The 20277-nt window shown below is 43.7% G+C and carries 20 protein-coding genes and 2 pseudogenes; 15 read left to right on the top strand and 7 right to left on the bottom strand.

Annotation, left to right across the window (positions count from 1 at the left end; translation table 11 throughout):
- Positions 1-194: 194 nt before the first annotated feature.
- The 3 genes from FTU19_RS12275 (at position 195) to FTU19_RS12265 (ending at position 2346) form a co-directional block, all read left to right on the top strand.
- Positions 195-1142: a pirin family protein gene (locus FTU19_RS12275; RefSeq protein ID WP_180131454.1), complete on the top strand. Its 948-nt coding sequence runs from the start codon at positions 195-197 to the stop codon at positions 1140-1142.
- A gap of 34 nt (positions 1143-1176) precedes the next feature.
- Positions 1177-1575: an OsmC family protein gene (locus FTU19_RS12270; RefSeq protein WP_180002663.1), complete on the top strand. Its 399-nt coding sequence runs from the start codon at positions 1177-1179 to the stop codon at positions 1573-1575.
- A 120-nt stretch (positions 1576-1695) separates the two neighbouring features.
- Entirely contained in the window at positions 1696-2346 is a 651-nt protein-coding gene (locus FTU19_RS12265) for a glutathione S-transferase (protein ID WP_179992735.1), read from the top strand.
- Between the two features lie 52 nt (positions 2347-2398).
- Here the strand turns inward: FTU19_RS12265 and phoR are convergent, their stop codons facing one another.
- The 3 genes from phoR to FTU19_RS12250 all read right to left on the bottom strand — a co-directional run bounded on the left by phoR (position 2399) and on the right by FTU19_RS12250 (position 5406).
- The gene (phoR, locus tag FTU19_RS12260) at positions 2399-3757 is read right to left on the bottom strand and encodes a phosphate regulon sensor histidine kinase PhoR (protein ID WP_180131430.1); all 1359 of its coding nucleotides are present in this window, start codon (positions 3755-3757) and stop codon (positions 2399-2401) included.
- Positions 3758-3781: 24 nt separating this feature from the next.
- Positions 3782-4492 carry a phosphate regulon transcriptional regulator PhoB gene (gene phoB, locus FTU19_RS12255; RefSeq protein ID WP_166138973.1) on the bottom strand — a complete coding sequence of 237 codons (711 nt, stop codon included), beginning with the start codon at positions 4490-4492 and terminating at the stop codon, positions 3782-3784.
- Positions 4493-4713: 221 nt separating this feature from the next.
- A complete protein-coding gene (locus FTU19_RS12250) occupies positions 4714-5406 on the bottom strand; it encodes a TetR/AcrR family transcriptional regulator (RefSeq protein ID WP_180131427.1) in 693 nt (230 codons plus the stop codon).
- A 220-nt stretch (positions 5407-5626) separates the two neighbouring features.
- Here FTU19_RS12250 and FTU19_RS12245 point away from each other — a divergent pair, with 220 nt between their 5' ends.
- From FTU19_RS12245 to FTU19_RS16350, 11 genes are all read left to right on the top strand, one after another.
- Positions 5627-6475, top strand: a complete 849-nt coding sequence (locus FTU19_RS12245) for an SDR family oxidoreductase (RefSeq protein ID WP_180025413.1) — start codon at positions 5627-5629, stop codon at positions 6473-6475.
- A 185-nt stretch (positions 6476-6660) separates the two neighbouring features.
- Positions 6661-7602 carry a TauD/TfdA family dioxygenase gene (locus tag FTU19_RS12240; RefSeq protein ID WP_180131424.1) on the top strand — a complete coding sequence of 314 codons (942 nt, stop codon included), beginning with the start codon at positions 6661-6663 and terminating at the stop codon, positions 7600-7602.
- A 118-nt stretch (positions 7603-7720) separates the two neighbouring features.
- A complete protein-coding gene (locus FTU19_RS12235; RefSeq protein WP_180025415.1) occupies positions 7721-8425 on the top strand; it encodes a Crp/Fnr family transcriptional regulator in 705 nt (234 codons plus the stop codon).
- A 110-nt stretch (positions 8426-8535) separates the two neighbouring features.
- On the top strand, positions 8536-8751 hold the full coding sequence (locus tag FTU19_RS12230) for a molybdopterin-binding protein (RefSeq protein ID WP_179992729.1): 216 nt from the start codon (positions 8536-8538) through the stop codon (positions 8749-8751).
- Positions 8752-8764: 13 nt separating this feature from the next.
- Positions 8765-10252 carry a hypothetical protein gene (locus FTU19_RS12225; protein WP_180011601.1) on the top strand — a complete coding sequence of 496 codons (1488 nt, stop codon included), beginning with the start codon at positions 8765-8767 and terminating at the stop codon, positions 10250-10252.
- Between the two features lie 24 nt (positions 10253-10276).
- On the top strand, positions 10277-11344 hold the full coding sequence (locus tag FTU19_RS12220) for an ABC transporter substrate-binding protein (protein ID WP_180053786.1): 1068 nt from the start codon (positions 10277-10279) through the stop codon (positions 11342-11344).
- Positions 11345-11371: 27 nt separating this feature from the next.
- A complete protein-coding gene (locus FTU19_RS12215; RefSeq protein ID WP_180131450.1) occupies positions 11372-12226 on the top strand; it encodes an ABC transporter permease in 855 nt (284 codons plus the stop codon).
- 10 nt (positions 12227-12236) lie between these two features.
- Positions 12237-12998 carry an ABC transporter permease gene (locus tag FTU19_RS12210; RefSeq protein ID WP_159124133.1) on the top strand — a complete coding sequence of 254 codons (762 nt, stop codon included), beginning with the start codon at positions 12237-12239 and terminating at the stop codon, positions 12996-12998.
- Positions 12999-13016: 18 nt separating this feature from the next.
- Positions 13017-13829, top strand: coding sequence for an ABC transporter ATP-binding protein (locus FTU19_RS12205; protein ID WP_166138948.1), 813 nt, complete (start codon positions 13017-13019; stop codon positions 13827-13829).
- Between the two features lie 336 nt (positions 13830-14165).
- Positions 14166-14801, top strand: coding sequence for an ABC transporter ATP-binding protein (locus FTU19_RS12200; RefSeq protein ID WP_257225461.1), 636 nt, complete (start codon positions 14166-14168; stop codon positions 14799-14801).
- Positions 14791-14967 carry a hypothetical protein gene (locus FTU19_RS16350; protein WP_257218502.1) on the top strand — a complete coding sequence of 59 codons (177 nt, stop codon included), beginning with the start codon at positions 14791-14793 and terminating at the stop codon, positions 14965-14967. The genes FTU19_RS12200 and FTU19_RS16350 overlap by 11 nt, the downstream gene beginning before the upstream one ends.
- Positions 14968-15115: 148 nt before the next feature.
- Here FTU19_RS16350 and FTU19_RS12195 read toward each other — a convergent pair whose 3' ends face one another.
- The 3 genes from FTU19_RS12195 to FTU19_RS12185 form a co-directional block, all read right to left on the bottom strand.
- On the bottom strand, positions 15116-16483 hold the full coding sequence (locus tag FTU19_RS12195) for an LLM class flavin-dependent oxidoreductase (RefSeq protein WP_180131421.1): 1368 nt from the start codon (positions 16481-16483) through the stop codon (positions 15116-15118).
- A gap of 162 nt (positions 16484-16645) precedes the next feature.
- Positions 16646-18010: an MATE family efflux transporter gene (locus tag FTU19_RS12190; protein ID WP_180131419.1), complete on the bottom strand. Its 1365-nt coding sequence runs from the start codon at positions 18008-18010 to the stop codon at positions 16646-16648.
- Between the two features lie 103 nt (positions 18011-18113).
- Entirely contained in the window at positions 18114-19268 is a 1155-nt protein-coding gene (locus FTU19_RS12185; RefSeq protein ID WP_180131416.1) for a methionine aminotransferase, read from the bottom strand.
- 273 nt (positions 19269-19541) lie between these two features.
- On the opposite strand from FTU19_RS12185, the pseudogene FTU19_RS12180 reads away from it, so the two are divergent.
- Positions 19542-20150, top strand: a pseudogene (locus FTU19_RS12180) (phage late control D family protein); the annotation flags it as partial.
- Positions 20151-20177: 27 nt separating this feature from the next.
- On the opposite strand, the pseudogene FTU19_RS12175 reads toward FTU19_RS12180, so the two are convergent.
- Positions 20178-20277: pseudogene (locus tag FTU19_RS12175) on the bottom strand (IS1 family transposase); the annotation flags it as partial.

Here is a 20277-nt window from a genome sequence, read left to right as displayed (position 1 = left end):
GAAGAATGAAGCCTTTAAGCATTTGAACTGTTCTGATGAGTAGCACATTTTATACGTATCGAAATATTTCTAAAGATAGATTTTGTGGGTAGACGCGGTACATTGTTCTATGAGGTAGACATCTTGTGATGATCAGGGAAAGATGTCTTGATGCAGCATACAGCCAGAATGAACTTGCCGAGGTCAGCTCAACCATGTCGAATAATAATGATATTGAACTGTCAAATTCAGATGATTGTGAAAAGTATATCAATCAGTTCATACAGGAAGTTCCTTTACGGCGTGCGGAAATCGGGCAGGGAACAGTCATTAAAAGGGCCTTGCCGAGTCGGCATAAACGCATGATTGGCGCCTGGTGTTTTCTGGATCATGCCGGTCCCACTCAGTTTCCTCAGGGAGATGGTCTGGATATCGGACCGCATCCGCATATTGGCCTGCAAACTTTTACCTGGATGATTGAAGGCACCATGATGCACAGCGACAGTCTGGGTAACCGGCAATTGATCCGGCCGAAACAGGTTAATCTGATGACTTCAGGCTATGGCATTTCGCATACAGAGGTTTCACCGGAAACTGAAACCAAAATGCATGCAGCACAGCTCTGGATCGCCCTGCCTGATGACAAGATCAATATGGCTCCCGCGTTTGATCATTATCCGCAATTACCTGTGATCGAAGAACAAGGCATTCAATGTACGGTCCTGGTCGGGGAATTCCTGGATACACTATCACCAGTTAAAGTGCATACTGAGCTTTTGGGGGTGGATCTATTTGCTGCTGAAAGTACCCGTGCCCATTTGAGTTTAGATCCAAGATTTGAATATGGCTTTATGGCCCTTGAGGGTCTGGCAAGTATTAATGGGCATGAACTGACTGAAGATAATATGGTGATTCTTGAGCCGGGATTACAGTATGTAGATGTCGAAATTCATGCGGGTGGGCGAATCTTGCTGATTGGTGGAGAGCCATTTGAAAGCCCTATTTTATTGTGGTGGAATCTGGTTGGTCGTGATGTGGAAGAACTGAAGCTGGCCCGTGAACAGTGGATGATGGGGCACCCGCGTTTTGGCACCATTCCAAGCTATGATGGGCCGCGTATGGAAGCACCAGTATTTCCGGAACATATGCGTGCTTCTCGATAAATCTTTCATATAACTATAAGAACAAAGGATCAATATGGCCCGTATCGCACTTGCCAAAATACAGAGCTTAACCATACCGTGGCAGGGAGAAATCAGTCATGGTCAGCATCATTATCTAACCGATAAACCGGAATCCTTCGGTGGGCAGGATGCAGGTCCTGCACCTTATGATCTGCTTTTAGGCAGTCTGATCTCTTGCACCATGATTACTTTGCGCATGTATGCCAAACATAAGGACATTGAACTGGGCGACTTTCAGGTTGAAGCAGAATTCTTTGCCAATAAAGAAGGACAGGAATGGATTGAACGACGCTTAAATTTTGATATTACTCATGATTCGGCTTTGCAGCAGAAAATTCTGGAGATTTGTGCCAAAACCCCGGTGACCAAAACCCTGTTACGCAGTCTGGAGATCCGCACTAGCCTGATTTAAGCTAAAAGAGGGTACGCTATATCCGGTAGGGAAAATGTAAGTAGACTGATAAACTCTTTAGTTAGAGCCAGATTTTTTGCTATGCTCACGCAGTAATAACAATAAAATCATGAGTCTAATATGCGTGTTTTACATCATCTCGAACAATCAAGATCATTTCGAATCATGTGGGCCTTGGAAGAGCTGGAACTTGATTATGAGATCAAGTATTACAAACGCCTGCCTAACTATTCTGCTCCGCCTGCTTTGAAACAGGTTCATCCTCTGGGTAAAGCCCCGATTCTGGAAGATCAGAATCTGGTACTGGCTGAGTCTGCCGCCATTCTGGAGTATCTCCAAGAAACCTATGATTCGACCCATCAGTTTCAGCCGATCAGTGCCGAGAACAAGGCGCAATACCGCTACTGGATGCATTATGCAGAAGGGTCTTTGATGCCTTTGCTGGTCATGCAACTGGTGATGACCAAAGTTCCTGAGCAAGTGCCATTTCTGGTTCGTCCCGTGGCTAAAACAATTTGTGAAGGGGTAAAAAAGCAGTTTGTACAAAGCCGTCTAAAAGACCATATCCAGTTTCTGGAAGATCATTTAAGCCAGCATGAATATTTTGCCGGTCGTTTCAGTTTTGCGGATATCCAGATGAGCTTCCCACTTGAAGCCATGCAAAGCCGTACCGGTAAAAGCTATCCGGCGATTCAAGCCTATCTGGAACGGATCTCGCATCGTGCGGCTTATTTCCGGGCCTTATCCAAGGAGCAGGCATTAAAGTCTTAAAGCCTTCGCTAAAAAAGAAAAGGTGCGATTTGCACCTTTTTTTATTTTTGAATCAGTCTGGGAAACTGAGACGTTCTTTAGGGAAAATCACCTTAAAGGTGGATCCCTGATTTTCATGGGAATCAATTTCGAGCTGAGCCTGATGTTGCATCAGTACATGCTTCACAATCGCCAGACCCAGTCCTGTGCCACCAGTACGGCGGCTACGGTCAGAATCTACCCGGTAGAAACGTTCAGTCAAGCGAGGCAAGTGTTTAGGATCAATCCCAATTCCGGTATCTTCTACGACAAAATAGGCCGATTCACCATCATCATGCCAGCCCATGGTGACAGTTCCACCTTTAGGCGTGTACTTGATAGCATTGGTAATCAGGTTACTGAAGGCACTGGCAATTTCCATATCTGAGCCGATCAGGTCACAGTGACTGTCAATATCCAGATTTAGGGTATGGCCATAATCCACGTTATAGGCTTGCGCATCATCAAACAGCTGGTTCATCAGATTCGGCATATCAATAATCTGGTTCTTGGCAATATTCTTGTCATTTTCCAGACGGGATAGCAGCAACAGGTCATTCACTAGTGCATTCATGCGACGAGTCTGGGACTGCATCTGGTCAAAGGCGCGTTTCCAGCGCGGGCTAATATCTTCCTGATCGGTAAAGGTTTCGATATAACCGCTGAGCACAGTCAAAGGGGTACGCAGTTCATGCGAAATATTATCGACAAAGTCCTTACGCATCTGTTCCAGATTATGCATGCGGGTCACATCATAGGCGACCAGTAGGCGACTTTCACCACCAAAGCGGGTCATTTTGATTTGTACATAATGATCTTCAAATATCGAAGACTTCATTTTAAGGCCATCAGGTGCATCATCAATATGATGATAGTAATCAATGAAATTTGGCTGACGTAACAAACTCAGGATATTGCGGCCGCGATCTTCCTGACCAATCCCCAGTAACCGTTCTGCCGCCGGATTCCACCATTCAATCTGCTGATTTTCATCAATCAGTACCACAGCCTCTTGTAGGGCGATTAGCGAGGATTGAGCACGGTCAATCAGCTCGACCATCTCCGCCTGAACGACACGTTCCTGACGCTGGGCCCGATAGACATTGAACAGTAAAGCCCCCCAGATCCCATTGATATTTGGTGGTACATCATAGGGACGGTTCGAGATCCATTCATTGACCAGGTAGAGTGAACGCAACTGTGTGCCAAAGAAGGCAACAAAGGCCAGAACGATACAGATCCAGAAATAACCGATGCCTAGACCAATACAACTGGCAATCACCAGGAAGAGAAGAAGGAGACGTAAATCTTGCTTGGCAAAATCCCATAGGCTGCTGTAACGGAGTCTTTTGTGCTCGTGCGACAGTTCGGGAACAGGATAGGGCTCATACATAAAACAAGATTTACCTAAAAATAATTAACCCAGTGCAACATCGGTACGGGTCGAGAAACGGTAACCGGTGCCACGCACAGTTTGTACATAACGGTCAGCGCCATAAGGTTCAAGTACCTTACGCAGGCGACGGATATGCACATCAATAGTCCGGTCTTCAATATAGACGTTGCCACCCCAAACCTGATCCAGCAATTGCGCACGGGTATAAGCACGTTCCGGATGGGTCATGAAAAATGCCAAGAGACGATATTCAGTGGGTCCCATGTCCAGTATAGTACTGCCAAAATTCACGCGCTGACTGACTGGGTCTAATACCAGTCCGTTAGCATCAATGGATTTTTCACCGCTGAGGGCATTAGAGCGACGCAAAACAGCTTTAATACGTGAAACCAGCTCACGGGTCGAAAATGGCTTGGTCATATAGTCATCGGCACCGGCGTCCAGTCCCTGAACTTTATGATCTTCTTCACCACGTGCAGTTAGCATGATGACTGGAATTTCGGACAGATTTTCATCGCGTTTCAGACGACGACAGAGATCGACACCACTGACGCCACCCGGCATCATCCAGTCCAGCAAAATCAATGCTGGACGCTGGTCCACAATCATTTGATGAGCCTGCTTGGCATCTTCTGCCTGTAAACATTGAAAGCCCGCCATATCCAGAGCAGTATGGATCATTTCACGAATCGGCAGTTCATCATCAACAATTAGAATGTAGTCATCTTTCACAGCGCAATACCCTATTTCATGCAAACGGTGGACCGTTTTATATTTATGACAGGCTTATTACAAAGATTAATTATGACAGTATCATTGCAGAATAGGTAGTTCCGGGGCCTTTCGCAAAGATTTGTCACAATTTAAGCTGTTATTTTATAAGAGGGTCTTAATTCAAAATCTTGTAGATCACTGAGAGCTAGATCTACGTAGACCTTATCCTGATTTAAAAATTATCTAACCGGATCCGCCAGTTTTTCTGTACCCAAAGTATCTAGTAAAGCAAAGAATACCAGACTACAGGAAGACAGAATTTCTTCCAGTGACTGTTTAAAGCCGCTCATGACCCAGCGAATCGCAATCTGGGTGACATAACCATTGAGTCCGGTCGAGACCAGGGAAATCTCTCGTTCAGAACGATTCAGGTTCGGCATCATCAGCATGACAAAGGCCTGAATCATACGGTCGAAACGGCCCATGGTTTCATGAATCGTGGCCTGATTATGCAGTTCCTGAACCAGCATCGCATCGATATAAATAATTCGTGCCATACCCGGATTGTCACGTAAGGTCGTCAGCAAGGCGGTCAGACCGGCTTCGATCATTTTCTTTGGATCAGAAGAAGCCTGCATCATGGCTTGCATGACATTCTGCTGTAACTGGTCAATCAGCTTGAGGAAAATAGTCTGGAACAGATGTTCGCTTTTCTTAAAGGATTCATAAAAATAACGTTCAGTCAGTTTGGCTTCGTTACAGATATCCTTCACTGTGACTGAAAAGAAACCATGACGACCATACGCCTCGATCCCGGCCTCAATCAGCTTTTCACGACGCGCCTGCTGACGCTCAGCCATGGAAAGTCCTTTAAACTGGCGTTCCTTACTTTTACTTGCTAGTTTTTGTCTTGAATTTACTGCATCCGTCATAAAGACCATAGACTCATGTGCTTGAGATTTTAAGTATCTTATCAATAAATCCGGCTTTGACCTATGCTGAAATTCAAGCCTGAAAATTGGCCCGTAGAGACATGCTGGAATTATTGACAATAGGGATTGTCAAAACTATATTGAAACGGTGTGCTGTATCCCTATGCGACAGAAAAAACAGGCTGTCATGGAAGGGCAGTGTTTTAATCAAGGAAATTCAATGAAAAATTTTAATAATAAGGTCGCGGCCATTACTGGCGCAGGTTCAGGTATCGGCCAGCAACTTGCAGTGCTTTTAGCAAAGCAGGGCTGTCATTTAGCACTCAGTGATGTGAATGAACAGGGTCTAGCTAAAACTGTTGAGCTGCTACAAGGTACTGATGTTCGTGTCACAACCAAAAAGGTCAATGTGGCTAATCTGGAAGAAATGCACGCTTGGGCCGCTGAGGTCGAGAAAGATCATGGCAGCGTGAATATGATCTTTAACAATGCTGGTGTGGCACTCGGTTCTACCGTAGAAGGCGCCAGCTATGAAGAGCTGGAATGGATCGTCGGCATTAACTTCTGGGGCGTGGTCTATGGCACCAAAGAGTTCCTGCCTTTAATCAAGAAAACCGGTGATGGTCATGTCATCAATATTTCCAGCCTGTTCGGTTTAACTGCCCAGCCAACCCAGTCTGCTTATAATGCCACTAAATTTGCCGTGCGTGGTTTTACCGAATCCTTGCGTCAGGAACTGGATATGGAAAACTGCGGCGTAAGCGCACTCTGTGTACACCCAGGCGGAATCCGTACCAATATCGCCATTGCAGCAAAAATGAATGACAGTATCCGTAGTCTGGGAATGCATCCGGAAAAATCTGCACAGAATTTCAATAAGCTGCTGCGTTGCCCACCGGAAGAAGCAGCCCGTCAAATTCTGGAAGCGGTACAAAAAGATAAACGCCGTCTGCTGATTGGAAATGATGCCAAAGCGATTGATTTAATTCAGCGCCTTATGCCAACTGGCTATCAGAAAGTCACGGCTTTAGCTACCCGCCTCGGCAAGCAGAAGAAAAAGTCAGCTTAAAACACCCTGATCAAAGCCCGCGTAAGCGGGTTTTTTTATGCCCGAAAACTTAAGCAGCTAAAGTATTTTATAAATCAAAAATGGTGCATAAGAATGTCAATAAATTGACAGCGTTAGATAAGCCGATTCGGCATGATGATTTTACAGACCGAAGGTCGACATAATTATAGATAGAGGAAATGATCATGGCTTATGAATATAAACACATCCAGGTACAACCAATTGGTGGCCGTATTGGCGCTGAAATCCAGGGCGTAAAACTGTCAGCAGATTTGGCTGATGAAGTGGTGAATGAAATCAATCAGGCATTATTGCAGCATAAAGCGATCTTCTTTAAAGATCAGCAACATCTGGATGATGTCGCCCAAGAAGCCTTTGCAGCACGTTTAGGCACGCCGTTAAATCACCCGACTGTGCCGGTAAAAGATGGCTCTGCACATATTCTGGAAATTGATTCACGTGGTGCACGTGCAGACAGCTGGCATACGGACATCAGCTTTATTGATGCTTATCCAAAAGCTTCTATTCTTCGTAGCGTGGTTGCACCCGCAGTGGGTGGTAATACCGTATGGGCAAATACAACCGCTGCCTACAATGATTTACCTGAAGAATTAAAAACACTGGCAGATAGCTTGCGTGCGATTCACAGCAACAACTTTGACTATGCAGCAAAAGTCAGTGTTCCAAAAGAAGCTTTGGAAAAATATAAAAATTATTTCAATTCAACTGAATATGAAACTGAACATCCATTGGTACGCGTTCATCCTGAAACAGGTGAAAAAACCTTGTTATTGGGCCATTTCTTTAAGAGCTTCGTCGGTTATAGCTCAAGTGAATCACGCCGTTTATTCGACCTGTTCCAAAGTTATGTAGAGAAGCTGGAAAATATTGTCAGCTGGCGCTGGAGTGCAGGTGATGTGGCGATCTGGGATAACCGTGCAACGCAACACCGTGCGATTAATGATTATGGTGACCAGCACCGTGTAGTACGCCGTGTAACTTTAGAGGGTGATGTGCCAGTCGGTGTGGATGACCGTCCAAGCCGTGAACTGCGTAAAGATGTCAAGCAGGACATTAGCAACTTCCGCTATAACAGCGAAGACGGTATTTATGAAAAAGTTTCATAAGTAATTCTTATTCAATTGGAAACTTTGCATATAAATAGCTAAAGAATCAAGAATAAATGATTCGCCAGTCATTAATGATCCATCTAATATTTAAATAAAATATAGGGTGGATCATTTTATGCAAGTTCATACTGCAAAAAATAATGTAAATTACGACATATTAAAAAATATATTTAAAAATATCTCTGAGGATAAGCTGGATTATATTTTAAAATATTCAACGATTCGAAAATATCAAAAAGGTGATTTAATATTAAATAAAGAAAATTGCCATACTGCTTTATATATATTGCTTGATGGGATTATCCAGATTGGATATTTAAGCCCATCGGGTCGTTTTCATGCCTTTAATTATTTCTCGGAAAAGCATCTGATTAACCTGCTTCCATGCCTGAATACACAGGTGATTGATTATGATTATTATGCTTTTAATCAGGTCAAGGTCCTGCAAATTCCACAGCATATATTTATAGAAGAAATAAATGATAACAATCACTTAAAGCAGGATGCTTTAAATATTCTCAGCCATCGGATGCAATATCTGATCCAGCAGGTCAAATTCCTGCAAGTCGCTAATTTACATCAAAAAGTATGCAAGGTTTTGCATGACCTTTCGATTCAGTATGGTCGATCTCATCCTCTGGGAACTGAAATTAAACTCAAGATCTCCCAGCATGATTTAGCAGATTTACTCTCTGCCTCACGCCAAACCATTAATAAAGAGATAAAGAATCTGGCGAGTCAAAATATTCTGGATTGGCAATATGAAAATATCGTGATTAAAGACAAAGAATATTTAAATTATCAGATTAAATGGATTTAAAATAATATTTTTAGATTTTATAAAATAATATATCAAAATCTATTTATATTATTTTTCTGCATATTAAAAATCATGCATATTAATTCCAACCAAAACAACAGGAATTAATAATGACAATTCAATCTATTAATGTGCGTAACCAGTTAAAAGGTACTATTCAGGAAATTGTAAAAGGTGATGTGGTTTCTGAAGTCGATGTGGTGACTGCTTCGGGTATTTTCACTTCGGTAATTACGACACGTTCTGTAGAAGAGCTGGATTTGCAGGTAGGAAGTCAGGTGATTGTGCTGATCAAATCGACTGATGTTTCACTGGCAAAACTGTAGGTGTGTCGATTGTATGAAGCAATATTTTAAACAAGGGGCAACGGTACTGACTCTGCTGAGCGCGAGTATTGGCTTAACGCATGCAGATGCGGAGGTAGGTCAGTTACAACAACAGGTCAGTCAACTCGAGCAGTCATTAAAACAATTAAAAACCCAGTTAGCGCAGATTCAGAATCAGAACGAAGCCGTTACAGAAGCCACTACTGCTGATGAGGCTGAACTATCTGCTGATGCAGAAACTGAATCTGATGATGACCAAAGCTTTGTGACACGTGCCGAGTTGCAAGGTCTGCAAAGCGATCTGGAAAACTATAAATATCAGGTACAACGTGACCGCGATACCAAAACGGCATTATCAACACGTCAACTGCTGATTAATGGAGTCGTGCAGGCCAAAGCTTCTTATATCGATGAAGCACAGCGCACTCCACCTACGGGTACCAATACCGGGATGGCAGTTCAAGACCGCCACTCTTCGTTTGATTTAGGTGCAGTCCAAATTGGTTTTATTGGCAATCTGTACAAAGACTATGAAGAAGGCAAAAACCTGGATTTCAATCTGCGTTTTGGTACTTCTCCACAGACAGGAACCAATAACAGTTATCTGAACTTATTGGATGCGCAACTGACTTATCACGTATTGCCAACCTTAAGTGCCGACACGGGGCGCTTGAGCGTTACTTTAGGTCAGCAACTGTTACCATTTGGCCAGGAAGTTCAGGCCACTGAAGACCTAAAACCTACCATTAACAATGCCTTGTTCAGTTTGCCGGGCCTAGGTTATGGACTGGCACTGCGTGAAGTCGGCTTGATTGTACGTGGGGATGCCTTACCAACCGTGGACTATGGATATAACTATCGCTCGCCAATGATCAGCTATGCCTTTGGCTTGGTGAATGGTAATGGAGCCAATAAATCGGATGATAATGATGACAAAAACTTTATTGGACGTTTGCGTTATACCTTGCCTGCTGAATATAACTCATGGCTGCGTGAACTGAGTTTTGGTCTGTCCTGGTATCAAGGCAAGAGCAATCTATTTGAAATTGATGGAACTAGTGCGGCCTTTGCTGGTAAAGGCGATGTGCTGCGTAAAGGCTTCGATATTTACTATAACCACCATCCATTCGGTGTGACCTATGAATATGTACAAGGTGAAGATGACACCTACATTTCACAAACTGCACAGACCTATAAGCGTGAAAGTGAGTCGCACACAGGTACCTTATTCTGGAACTTTGGTGAGCAGTTTGTCAAAGGATTCCGTAATCAGGGCCGTTATGACGACTGGTGGCCAAAGTCTTACCAGGCCTTCTATCGCTACGACACCATTGATCGTGACAAGAATTTAGCCGATCAAACGGTTGATATTCACAGTCTGGGCCTGAATGCATTCTTTGCGGAAACCACCAAGTTTCAGATCAACCTGAACCATGTCAACAACGACATTACAAACAAGAGCTATAACGAACTGGTCGCACAATTCCAGTACGGATTCTAATTTTATATTTTGAGGAATTTTCACATGTTTAAATGGTCAAAAGTATTATTTGCTGGCCTTCTCTCTACAGCAACACTGCTGCCAGCGATTCAGACCTCTGCCGCAGAGGCGAAACCCAGCGTGATCCGTTTTGCTTCGCCGATGGTCGGTACAGGTAATCGCCCTGTAGGTTATGGTAATTACTATGCGACTGCACAGACCTTGGGTTTATTTGAAAAAGAATTCCAGAAAGATGGCATCAAAGTACAATGGAATAACTTTAAAGGAGCGGGTCCTGCGATTAATGAATCTTATGCGAATGGTCTGGTCGATATTACCTGGATTGGTGATTTGCCTGGACTGATTGGCAAAGCCAGTCGTCTGGACACTAAACTGGTCGCCATGGCTGGCTCACAGGATAATACTTATCTGGTGGTAGCACCGGGTTCTCCGGCTAAATCGATTGCTGATTTAAAAGGGAAACGAATAGGCTTCTTTAAAGGAACCAATCTGCATTTATCGATTATTAATGTGGTCAAAAAATACGGATTCAGTGAGAAAGACTTCCGTTTTGTCAACATGGATGGCCCAGTGGCGTATTCCGCTTTAGCCAGTGGTGATATTGATGCAATCTGGAGCAGTAGCTATATTTTTCCTGTAGTCGATCGCGGTATTGCCAAGATTATTTATAGTACCAAAAATGAACCTGATCTCTATAAAACCTCAGGCTATGTACTGGTGAATTCCAAGTTTGAGCAAAAATATCCTGAAGTGGTTCAGCGTGTAGTGAATGTTTTGGTCAAACAAGCGGCTTGGGAAAGCAAGCCCGCTAATAAAGATGCCCTGTTTAAACTCTGGGCAAAATCTGGAATATCGTATAGCAACATCAATAAAGCCCATATTGGGGTAGATCTGAAACGTCATAGTGCCCCGATTTTTGATGCCTATAACGTGTCACTCATTAAGCAGAAGCTTAAAGCGGGTCAAGATTTGAAACTGATTCGCGGTAATGTCGATGTGGATAAATGGATTGAGCCGAAGTATGTCAATAATGCTCTAAAAACACTGAATTTACAGAATTATTGGAAACCTCTCAATGCCAATGGGCAATAACCATCATGCCCTTGAGGAGGTTGAGTGATGTTACAGGAAATCGAGCTTGAAACAGCCAAGACACCGACACAGGACAATGCTGCATCCAGATTGAACCGAAAAAGTATTCTGAATTTTTTTAAACAGAATCAGGTGTTCATATGGGGAATCGGAGCAATTTTCCCCATCGCGTTGCTCTATCTGTGGTATGTGTCGGTAGAACGGAACTGGGTGAATCCTTTATTGCTTCCTGCACCTGAACTGGTCTGGGTGGCCCTGAAAGATCTGTATCAAACTGGCGAACTGTGGAGCAATTTGAGTGTCAGTCTGAGCCGAATTGGCTATGGGTTCAGTGCCGGCATTGTACTGGCACTGGTCTTAGGTCTGACCATGGGACTATCGCGTCGAGCAGAAGCCTATATCTGGCCCACATTCAAAGCCATTAATCTGGTACCTGTGATTGGCTGGATTCCACTGTTAATTTTACTGGTCGGGATTGATGAAGCCCTCAAGATTATTCTGATTGCTAAAGCCGCGCTGGTACCGATGACCATCAATGTATTTAAAGGCGTGCGCAATATTTCACAGCAATTGACCGAAGTCGCGGAAGTTTATCAGTTGAGCACCTGGTCCAGATTTAAAAATGTGGTTCTGCCGGGTGCTTTTATCAGTTTTATCGGTGGTCTGCGTTTATCTCTGGCAAGTTCATGGGGCGCTCTGGTTGCAGTAGAACTGCTAGCTTCGAGTGAAGGGATCGGCTATGTGATGGTCTATGGCCGTCAGATTTTCCAGCTCGATGTGGTGATGGCAACTGTAGTGGTGATTGGACTGGTGGGATTTGGCTTTGACGTCATTATCCGCCTCATACAAAAACAGTTCCGTGGTTGGGATCAGGCTAGATAGGGAAAATGTCATGAAAAAAATAGATTATCGCGGCTGGGTCATTCCTTCGGTTCTGTGGGTTGCCTGGTTGATCGTGACCGCAAAACAATGGGTTGATCCTGCTTTGCTGGCACCGCCAGCTGCTGTATGGCAAGCCTTTGTAGAAAGCTGGCAGGCAGGCGAGGTGACAGAAAACATTATCGCCAGCCTACTTCGCAACACGGCAGGGTTTATTGCCGGTGGAGTGATGGGTGCAGTGCTGGGTTTGGCCCTGGGTCTAAATGTCTGGCTGGATCGAATCTTTTCTCCAACACTGAATGCCATTAAACACGTGGCTGTATTTGCCTGGATTCCACTGATGATCATGTGGTTTGGACACGGTGAAGTTTCAAAAGTGATTTTTATTGCCTTAGTGGTGTTCTATCCGGTGTTCTTTAATACCTATGACGGGGTCAAGAATGTGCCGGTCAAAATTAAAGAAGTGGCGCAGATCTTCCAGCTCAGTCCGGTACGTACTTTTTTTAAAGTGATTTTACCCGCAGCAGCCCCAAGTATTTTTGCCGGTTTGAATATTGCGCTGGTATTTTCATGGGTGGCGACTGTGGGCGCGGAGTATTTTTTTGTGTCCTCGGTTGGCGTGGTCAATCCAATCATGGACGGACAGAACCTGTTCCAGATGGAAGTGGTGCTATATGGCATGGCCATTATTGCGATTGTCGGGCTGTTATTTTCCAAGGCAGCACAATTCTTTGAAAACTATAACTTACGCTGGCGTCAGGCGGCCAATAAATAAAAGATGTGAGATAACAACATGAATCAACAGGTGAATATTAAGGGTCATGTCGAGATCCAGAAACTCGACAAGTTCTTCCCTAAAGATGGGGAAGAGTTGCAGGTATTAGATCAGATTAATTTGAATATCCAGCCAGGCGAGTTCATTAGTATTGTCGGTAATAGTGGCTGTGGTAAATCAACCTTATTGCGGCTTTTGGTGGGCCTTGATGCCGAGTTTCAAGGCAGTATTTTGATTGATGGCAAACCGATTCAGGGCACCAGTCTGGATCGCGGTATTGTGTTTCAGGATCACCGTTTGTTCCCTTGGCTGAGTGTCGAGCAGAATGTGGCTTTAGCGCTGGAAAAATCAGGCCTGAGCAAAGCCGAAAAGCAGGAACTCATTGATTATCATCTGGAACTGGTGCAATTGAGCCAGTTTAAAACTGCCTATCCAAGTCAGCTGTCTGGGGGGATGAGCCAGCGTGTGGCAATTGCGCGTAGTCTGGTGAATCGTCCACAAATTTTATTACTGGATGAACCTTTTGGTGCCTTGGATGCCTTGACTCGGGCCAACTTGCAACAGGAATTACAGCGGATCTGGCAGTCGGAAAAGATCACCTCTATTCTGGTCACCCATGATGTAGAAGAGGCGGTATTGTTAGGTGATCGCGTAGTGGTAATGCAACCCCATCCGGGACGAATCAAACGTATTGTGAAAGTGGATCTGGAACGTCCGCGTAAACGTGAAGACTACCGTCTGGCGGCCATTAAAAATGACATCTTGCTTGACTTCCAGGATCAGGTCGAGCTTGTGCCGCATGAACTGGAACAGTATAAATTGGCCTGGTAAGCAGAGCCATTTGAATACCCGCATTCGCGGGTTTTTTATTGCCCTAAGCATTGTTGCGATTTGGTTGTTCGGAATATTTTAAATAACGTTTTCTAGAAGAAAAAAATTTTAAGTTATTGAAATATATAATTTTATATCTAACTATTAAAATCTATACATGCTTTTGATAACCAAATAAAAAATCAAGATAACTCCTTACCCTAAACTCTTTTATAGTCAAAAGAGTCCTATTTTCAGCAGATCTAAAAGAGACAGAAATTTATCCAAGTTCATAAACAGGATAGATCCAGTCTAGAACAATCATTAAATATGTATTGCAGCAAAAGGTGAGGAAAAATGACGGAGCAATCTCAATGTAGAATCACGATTCAAAATTTATATAAAAGTTATAGCACCGCACCAGATCAGCAGACCCAAGTCCTCGAAGATATTAATCTAGATATTCATGCAGGTGATTTTGTCAGTGTGGTAGGGTATGCTGGCTGCGGTAAATCCACATTGTTACGCTTACTGATGGGCTTGGAACAGCATCAGCAGGGCCAGATTCTGATTCAGGGGAAACAGCCAGCTGAACATCTTCCAAATCTCAGTATTGTCTATCAGGATCATCGACTGTTTAACTGGCTCAGTGTGACGGAAAATATCCGCATGGCCTTACATCAAATCCCTTTAAGCAAAGAAGAGGAAAACCGAAGAATTCAGGAACAGCTGGAATTGCTGCAACTGACACCATTTAAGGATGCTTATCCATCGCACTTGTCTGCTGGCATGAATCTGAAAGTGGCCATTGCCAAAAGCCTGGTTACTCAACCGGATATATTATTATTAGATGATCCTTTTGCTGGACTGGACGCGCTGATGCGTCATCATCTGCATGAAGAATTACAGCGAATCTGGAAAACCAAAAAAATTACCGTGATTTTAGCAACCCAAGATATTGCTGAGCAATTCAGTAGTCTTGATGCAGGCTAATCCTGGGCGAATCGAACAGGTTTTAAAAGTACCCTTATCTTATCCACGTAAGCGCCAGAATACGCGACTACAGCAGTTGAAAAAAGAAATTCTAAAAGCATTAAATTTTTCAATCGTGAAGGATCAACAGCCGCTACTCACAGGCTCTGGTCAGTTTTGCTGGTAGGCTAGGGGCTTCATTCGTTTCAAGTTATACAGAGATCAACAGCAATAAACCTCGCCCATATTTGTCATTTCCACTAGCACCAATTACCCCAGTGCTTAACTTAAAGAAATAAAAAATGCCCTATCGGGCATTTTTTATAATGGATGGTTTAAGAGGCAACTGCAGTATTTTGTTGCGCAATCACATACTGATTTTCTGGATGTTTCAATCCTAAGTTTTCACGTAGAGTTGTGCCTTCATATTCGGTCCGGAACAGGCCACGGCGTTGTAGCTCGGGTACGATGAAATCGACAAAGTCATTCAGACCGGCAGGTGTCGTTGGTGGCAAGACATTAAAACCATCAGCCGCTTCATTTTCGAACCATTCCTGTAGCTGGTCGACTACCTGTTCAGGTGTCCCGATCAGCGTCCAGTGACCACGAGCAGAGGCAATATATTCATATAGCTGGCGAATGCTGAAGTGATGCTTCGCTGCAATTTCAAACATCATTTGCTGACGGCTAGACTTGATCTCAATATCTTCGAGAGGAAATGGAGCATCCAAATCATAGTTTGAAAGATCAATATCCCCTGCCAGACCAGACAGTAAGCCCAAACCGACATCTGGATGAATCAGACTGTTCAGTAATTCATATTTTTCTTTGGCTTCCTGTTCTGTTTTAGCTACAAAGACAGAGACCCCCGGCATTACTTTTAAATCATCCGGATGACGGCCATATTTAGCCAGACGACTTTTGACATCACGATAGAAGGCTTGGGCATCAGACAGGCTTTGCTGGGCAGTAAAAATCACTTCGGCATATTTGGCGGCCAGCTCACGTCCATCTTCAGACTGACCTGCCTGGACAATCACTGGATAGCCTTGTGGCGGACGAGAGACATTCAGTGCACCCTGGACATTAAAATATTTGCCGCTATGTAGCGGTTCGTGCTGTTTAGATGCCTCAAAGAAATGACCGCTTTCTTTGTCATAGAGGAATGCATCATTTTCCCATGAATCCCAGAGCTTCTGTACAACTTCAATAAATTCATCCGCGCGCTCATAACGGACTTTGGCATCCGGATGTGCACTAAAACCAAAGTTCCGCGCGGTTTCAGCAGATATGGTGGTGACAACATTCCAGGCGGCACGACCCTTACTGATATGGTCTAAAGAGGCATATTTTCGTGCCAACAGATACGGTTCTTCATAGGTGGTAGAAGCAGTGGCAATAAAACCAATATTTTGGGTGACGGCTGAAATCGCTGCGAATAAGGTGACTGGTTCAAAGCCCACGACTTTATCGCTATAACCGACATTCTTATTATGTTTGGAAGCGCCATGACTCCAGTTGACTGCCAGACCATCTGCAAGGAAATAGGCATCAAACAGGCCGCGTTCAGCAGTTTTTGCTAATTCAATCGCATAATCAATGCTTAAATGATCCTGAGGACGAGATTCAGGATGGCGCCAACCTGCCGCATGTTGCGAAGTCGTTGGAATAAAAGCACCCAGTTTAATTTGTCGTTTAGCCATGAGAAGACCTTGTGTTTTTATACAATACACTGCTTATAACAAGGATCTTCATGCCTGAAAAATATAATAAAAATGAATCCATATAAAAAATATGGATTAAGCAGGAAATACGCTCTTTAGAGGTGGTTTACTAAGGTTTATCCAGTAGTTCAGGCCGGAAGATTAAACCAGTGCCTCGATGGTCTTTTTCTTCCAGATAAACTGGTAATACAAGCCTTGCATAATACAAAGACAGACAAAGGCAAGGGCATAGCCATACCAGATCCCTTGTAAACCCCACCAGCGGCTGAACATATAGGCAGCCGGTACTTCAATTCCAATAATGGCAATGATATTGATCAACATAGGGATTGTTACTGTGCCACTGGCCCGCATGATCGAAGCAAAAATTGCACTAGCACCAAAGAACAAAATCGACCATAGGACAATGAAGAGAAGTTGCTGACCCAATACCACGACCTGCGGATCAGTGATAAATAGTGCCATCAGATATTTAGAAAACAGATAAGCCAGAATCACCAGACTACCTGTGAACAAGATATTCATACTTAAGGCAGTTCGGGTCACTTTATTGAGCAAATCATTTTTACCAGCACCAATGGCCTGTGCCCCAAAGACGGAAGCCGCAATGGCAATAGAAAGGGCAGGGAACTGAATATAATTCAGCACCTGATTCACGGCACCATAGGCCGCCGTCGCTTCTGCACCATAACGGTTGACCAGACTTACAATGACCAGACCAGCGACTGAAGTTGTGACCATTTGAACCCCGGTTGGAATACCTAAGCGCAGGATAATCTTGCTGAGCTGGGGCTGATGACGGATATCTTTGATCAACGCCCAGTCTGGTCTTAGAGGATGACGCTTATAATTTAAATAGAGAATGAGAAATAACAGAACAGCCAAGTTGCCCAGAATGGTTGCAATTGCTGGAGAGATGACCCCCATCTTAGGAAAACCAAAATAACCCGCGATCAGGACCGGTGTCACTACCAAGCCCACACCAATCGTTAGGGCAGAGGCAAACAGTGGCGTAGTACTGTCTCCAACCCCGCGTAAAATTGAAGTATAAATAATATAAATAAAAATCAGAGGACTACCGGCCAGCATCCATTGCACATAAGGCAAAGACAGGTGCATCACATCCGGATCTGTACTCAAGAGTTGCAGGATATTTTCAGCAAAAAATACACCCAATAGGGCAATCAGGCTGCCACCAATCAGTGTCATAAACAGGGTAGAGCCAACTACACAGCGCACTTTTTCCAGGTTTCTGGCACCCCAAGCTTGTCCTACCAGAACCGTAGAACCTGCAGAGAGACCAATCACAAAAGCCATCAGACAGAACAGAATCGGGAAAAATACTGCCACAGCGGCAATTGCTTGCACGCCGAGCATTTGCCCGACAAAAACAGTATTAATCGTACCGGACAGGCTTTGCAGGATGTTGGTAACGACCAGCGGTAACAGGAAAATAAAAAATGTTTTCCATAAATTCTGCTGGTGAACCAATGCTTGCTGTGCCATATGACATCCTGTTCTTGATTTTTCATATATTTATCAGGACTAAATTATCCATGATCCGCATCAAGAACGCCTTAGCTTTTCAGTAACCAATAAGTCTATTTTTTTAAACTTTGGAAAGAATCTGTGCCGCTTCTATCAAGGTTTCATCTTTTTTGGCAAAGCAGAAGCGTAATAAGTGTAAATCTTTAGGCGGCTCCTGATAAAACGCTGATACCGGAATCGCCACAACACCGTGTTGTTTCGCCAGATAATGGCACATCGACAGTGCATCCAGATCAGGACGAATTTCACTGTAATCCAGATTCTGGAAATAGGTGCCTTGTGATGGCGTCCAGTGAAAACGGGAGTCTGTCAGTGCATGATTAAACAAATCCCGTTTGGCCTGATAAAAACCGGACAGCTCATGGATATGTTCAGAATGTAGCTGCATATATTCAGTCAAAGCCACCTGAATTGGCGTTACACCACAGAAGCTGACAAACTGGTAAATCTGTCTGAACATCTGCATTAAGGCTGGCGGTGCAACACAGAAACCAGTTTTCCAGCCGGTCACATGAAAGGTTTTACCAAAAGAACCAATCACAAAACTGCGTTCACGGAGTTCCGGAAATGATGCTGCAGAATGATGACGAACTTCATCAAATACCAGATGTTCATAAACTTCATCAGACAGAACTACAATATTGCGATCACGAATCAGTTCAATCAGCTGTTGCCAGTCTTGCTCTGTCCATACCGTTCCGGTGGGATTATGCGGTGTATTCACTACAATCATGCGGGTACGGTCATTGATTGCATCTTTGACCTGATTCCAGTCCACAGAAAAACCAGGATATGCCAGAGCGATATGTACCGGTTTGGCACCGACCAGCTTCACGCTTGGCGCATAGCTGTCATAACTGGGATCAAAAATAATGACTTCTTCACCTGTTCGTACCGTTGCCTGAATTGCACAGAAGATTGCAATCGTTGCGCCAGGAGTAATGGTGATTTCATCTACCGGGTCTAGAATGAGCTGGTCACGATGCTGATAAAGATCAGCGACCAGCCCACGTAATACTGGTAAACCATCACCCGGTGCATATTGATTAAAACCATTTTCAGCCGCCCGACTGAGGGCTTCAATCAATTGCGGTGGAGCAGGAAAATCTGGAAAACCTTGTGACAGGTTAATTGCTCCGAGTTTTTGTGCCAAGGCCGACATAGTACTAAAAATAGTAACGCCCAGATTGGGAAGTTTAGAATGTAACTCAAGCATGTCCTTGGCCTCTGGCTTATCCTGTAATCGAGGATGATGTAGGAGATATAAAGTATTCGGCTTTCAGTGTAGCAGTAAGTGAATCGGCAAATAATCAGAAAAATTGAAAAGGTTGAAACAGAATACATCTTCTATTTCATAAGCATAGAGGATATAAGGTCAGGTTAAGGCTATTCGTGGTTAATTCATGTGAAATAAATACCAAGATGGATTGTTCTAAGCTTATTCCCTAAAATCAGTGCGATAAAAATAACCTCAAATAATAATTATAAAATGCTACAGAGTATTTATACGGAGCTTGAAGGCTTGGGTCTAAGCTCACAGAAGCGTGCACTTCATCTCCGATTTTCCAATGAAATTTTAAATTCTCAGGTTCTGATTCAGCGTATTGAAGGCAGGCACTGGATCAATGAGGGGCTACATGCTGAATTACTTTGTCTATCCACTCATCCCTATATTGCTTTAAAACAGTTTATTGGCTGTCAGGTTGCTGTTGATCAGGTCACTGATCAAGGTGAGCTTTTCCGGACTACAGGTATCATTACCGCAGCTAAACAGGGGCATAGCGATGGTGCTTTAAGTGTCTATCAGCTGACTCTCGAAGATGCGACTTCACTTTGGCATAAACGCCGTAATAGTCGTGTGTTTTTGAATAAAAGTGTCAAAGAAATCAGTGAAATTTTGTTTGCTGAATGGCAAAAGCGAAGTGGCTTATTTGCGCAAAGTTTAAGTTTGGATCTTTCCGGACTAAATCGTGAATATGATGTACGGCCATTGGTCATACAGTCCAATGAAAGTGATTATGACTTTCTGACCCGCCTATGGCGTAGTGAGGGTATTAACTGGCTGATTGATGAAAAGGAATTAATCATTTCAATATCAGGTGGTGTTTCAAAAAGTATGCTGACATTAAATGAAGCCATTATTGATGTAAAAAAAGGTTAAGTCGAAAGCTTTAAAATGGTTTTCAATCTTTTTTGAAAAATTACAACTCCTTCTAAAACCGCGC

The sequence above is a fragment of the Acinetobacter sp. YH12072 genome (genome assembly GCF_013419565.1).
Taxonomy (GTDB): Bacteria; Pseudomonadota; Gammaproteobacteria; order Pseudomonadales; family Moraxellaceae; genus Acinetobacter.
Note: the sequence above shows the minus strand (reverse complement) of the source record. Positions and strands in the feature narration are given on the sequence as shown.

Coding starts and splice junctions, on each gene's coding strand:
- FTU19_RS12215 (WP_180131450.1), top strand. CDS start 11,372: ATGTTACAGGAAATCGAGCTTGAAACAGCCAAGACACCGACACAGGAC.
- FTU19_RS12275 (WP_180131454.1), top strand. CDS start 195: ATGTCGAATAATAATGATATTGAACTGTCAAATTCAGATGATTGTGAA.
- FTU19_RS12200 (WP_257225461.1), top strand. CDS start 14,166: ATGACGGAGCAATCTCAATGTAGAATCACGATTCAAAATTTATATAAA.
- phoR (WP_180131430.1), bottom strand. CDS start 3,757: ATGTATGAGCCCTATCCTGTTCCCGAACTGTCGCACGAGCACAAAAGA.
- FTU19_RS12220 (WP_180053786.1), top strand. CDS start 10,277: ATGTTTAAATGGTCAAAAGTATTATTTGCTGGCCTTCTCTCTACAGCA.
- FTU19_RS12235 (WP_180025415.1), top strand. CDS start 7,721: ATGCAAGTTCATACTGCAAAAAATAATGTAAATTACGACATATTAAAA.
- FTU19_RS12195 (WP_180131421.1), bottom strand. CDS start 16,483: ATGGCTAAACGACAAATTAAACTGGGTGCTTTTATTCCAACGACTTCG.
- FTU19_RS12250 (WP_180131427.1), bottom strand. CDS start 5,406: ATGACGGATGCAGTAAATTCAAGACAAAAACTAGCAAGTAAAAGTAAG.
- FTU19_RS12240 (WP_180131424.1), top strand. CDS start 6,661: ATGGCTTATGAATATAAACACATCCAGGTACAACCAATTGGTGGCCGT.
- FTU19_RS12225 (WP_180011601.1), top strand. CDS start 8,765: ATGAAGCAATATTTTAAACAAGGGGCAACGGTACTGACTCTGCTGAGC.
- FTU19_RS12185 (WP_180131416.1), bottom strand. CDS start 19,268: ATGCTTGAGTTACATTCTAAACTTCCCAATCTGGGCGTTACTATTTTT.
- FTU19_RS16350 (WP_257218502.1), top strand. CDS start 14,791: ATGCAGGCTAATCCTGGGCGAATCGAACAGGTTTTAAAAGTACCCTTA.
- FTU19_RS12210 (WP_159124133.1), top strand. CDS start 12,237: ATGAAAAAAATAGATTATCGCGGCTGGGTCATTCCTTCGGTTCTGTGG.
- FTU19_RS12190 (WP_180131419.1), bottom strand. CDS start 18,010: ATGGCACAGCAAGCATTGGTTCACCAGCAGAATTTATGGAAAACATTT.
- FTU19_RS12245 (WP_180025413.1), top strand. CDS start 5,627: ATGAAAAATTTTAATAATAAGGTCGCGGCCATTACTGGCGCAGGTTCA.
- FTU19_RS12265 (WP_179992735.1), top strand. CDS start 1,696: ATGCGTGTTTTACATCATCTCGAACAATCAAGATCATTTCGAATCATG.
- FTU19_RS12205 (WP_166138948.1), top strand. CDS start 13,017: ATGAATCAACAGGTGAATATTAAGGGTCATGTCGAGATCCAGAAACTC.
- FTU19_RS12230 (WP_179992729.1), top strand. CDS start 8,536: ATGACAATTCAATCTATTAATGTGCGTAACCAGTTAAAAGGTACTATT.
- FTU19_RS12270 (WP_180002663.1), top strand. CDS start 1,177: ATGGCCCGTATCGCACTTGCCAAAATACAGAGCTTAACCATACCGTGG.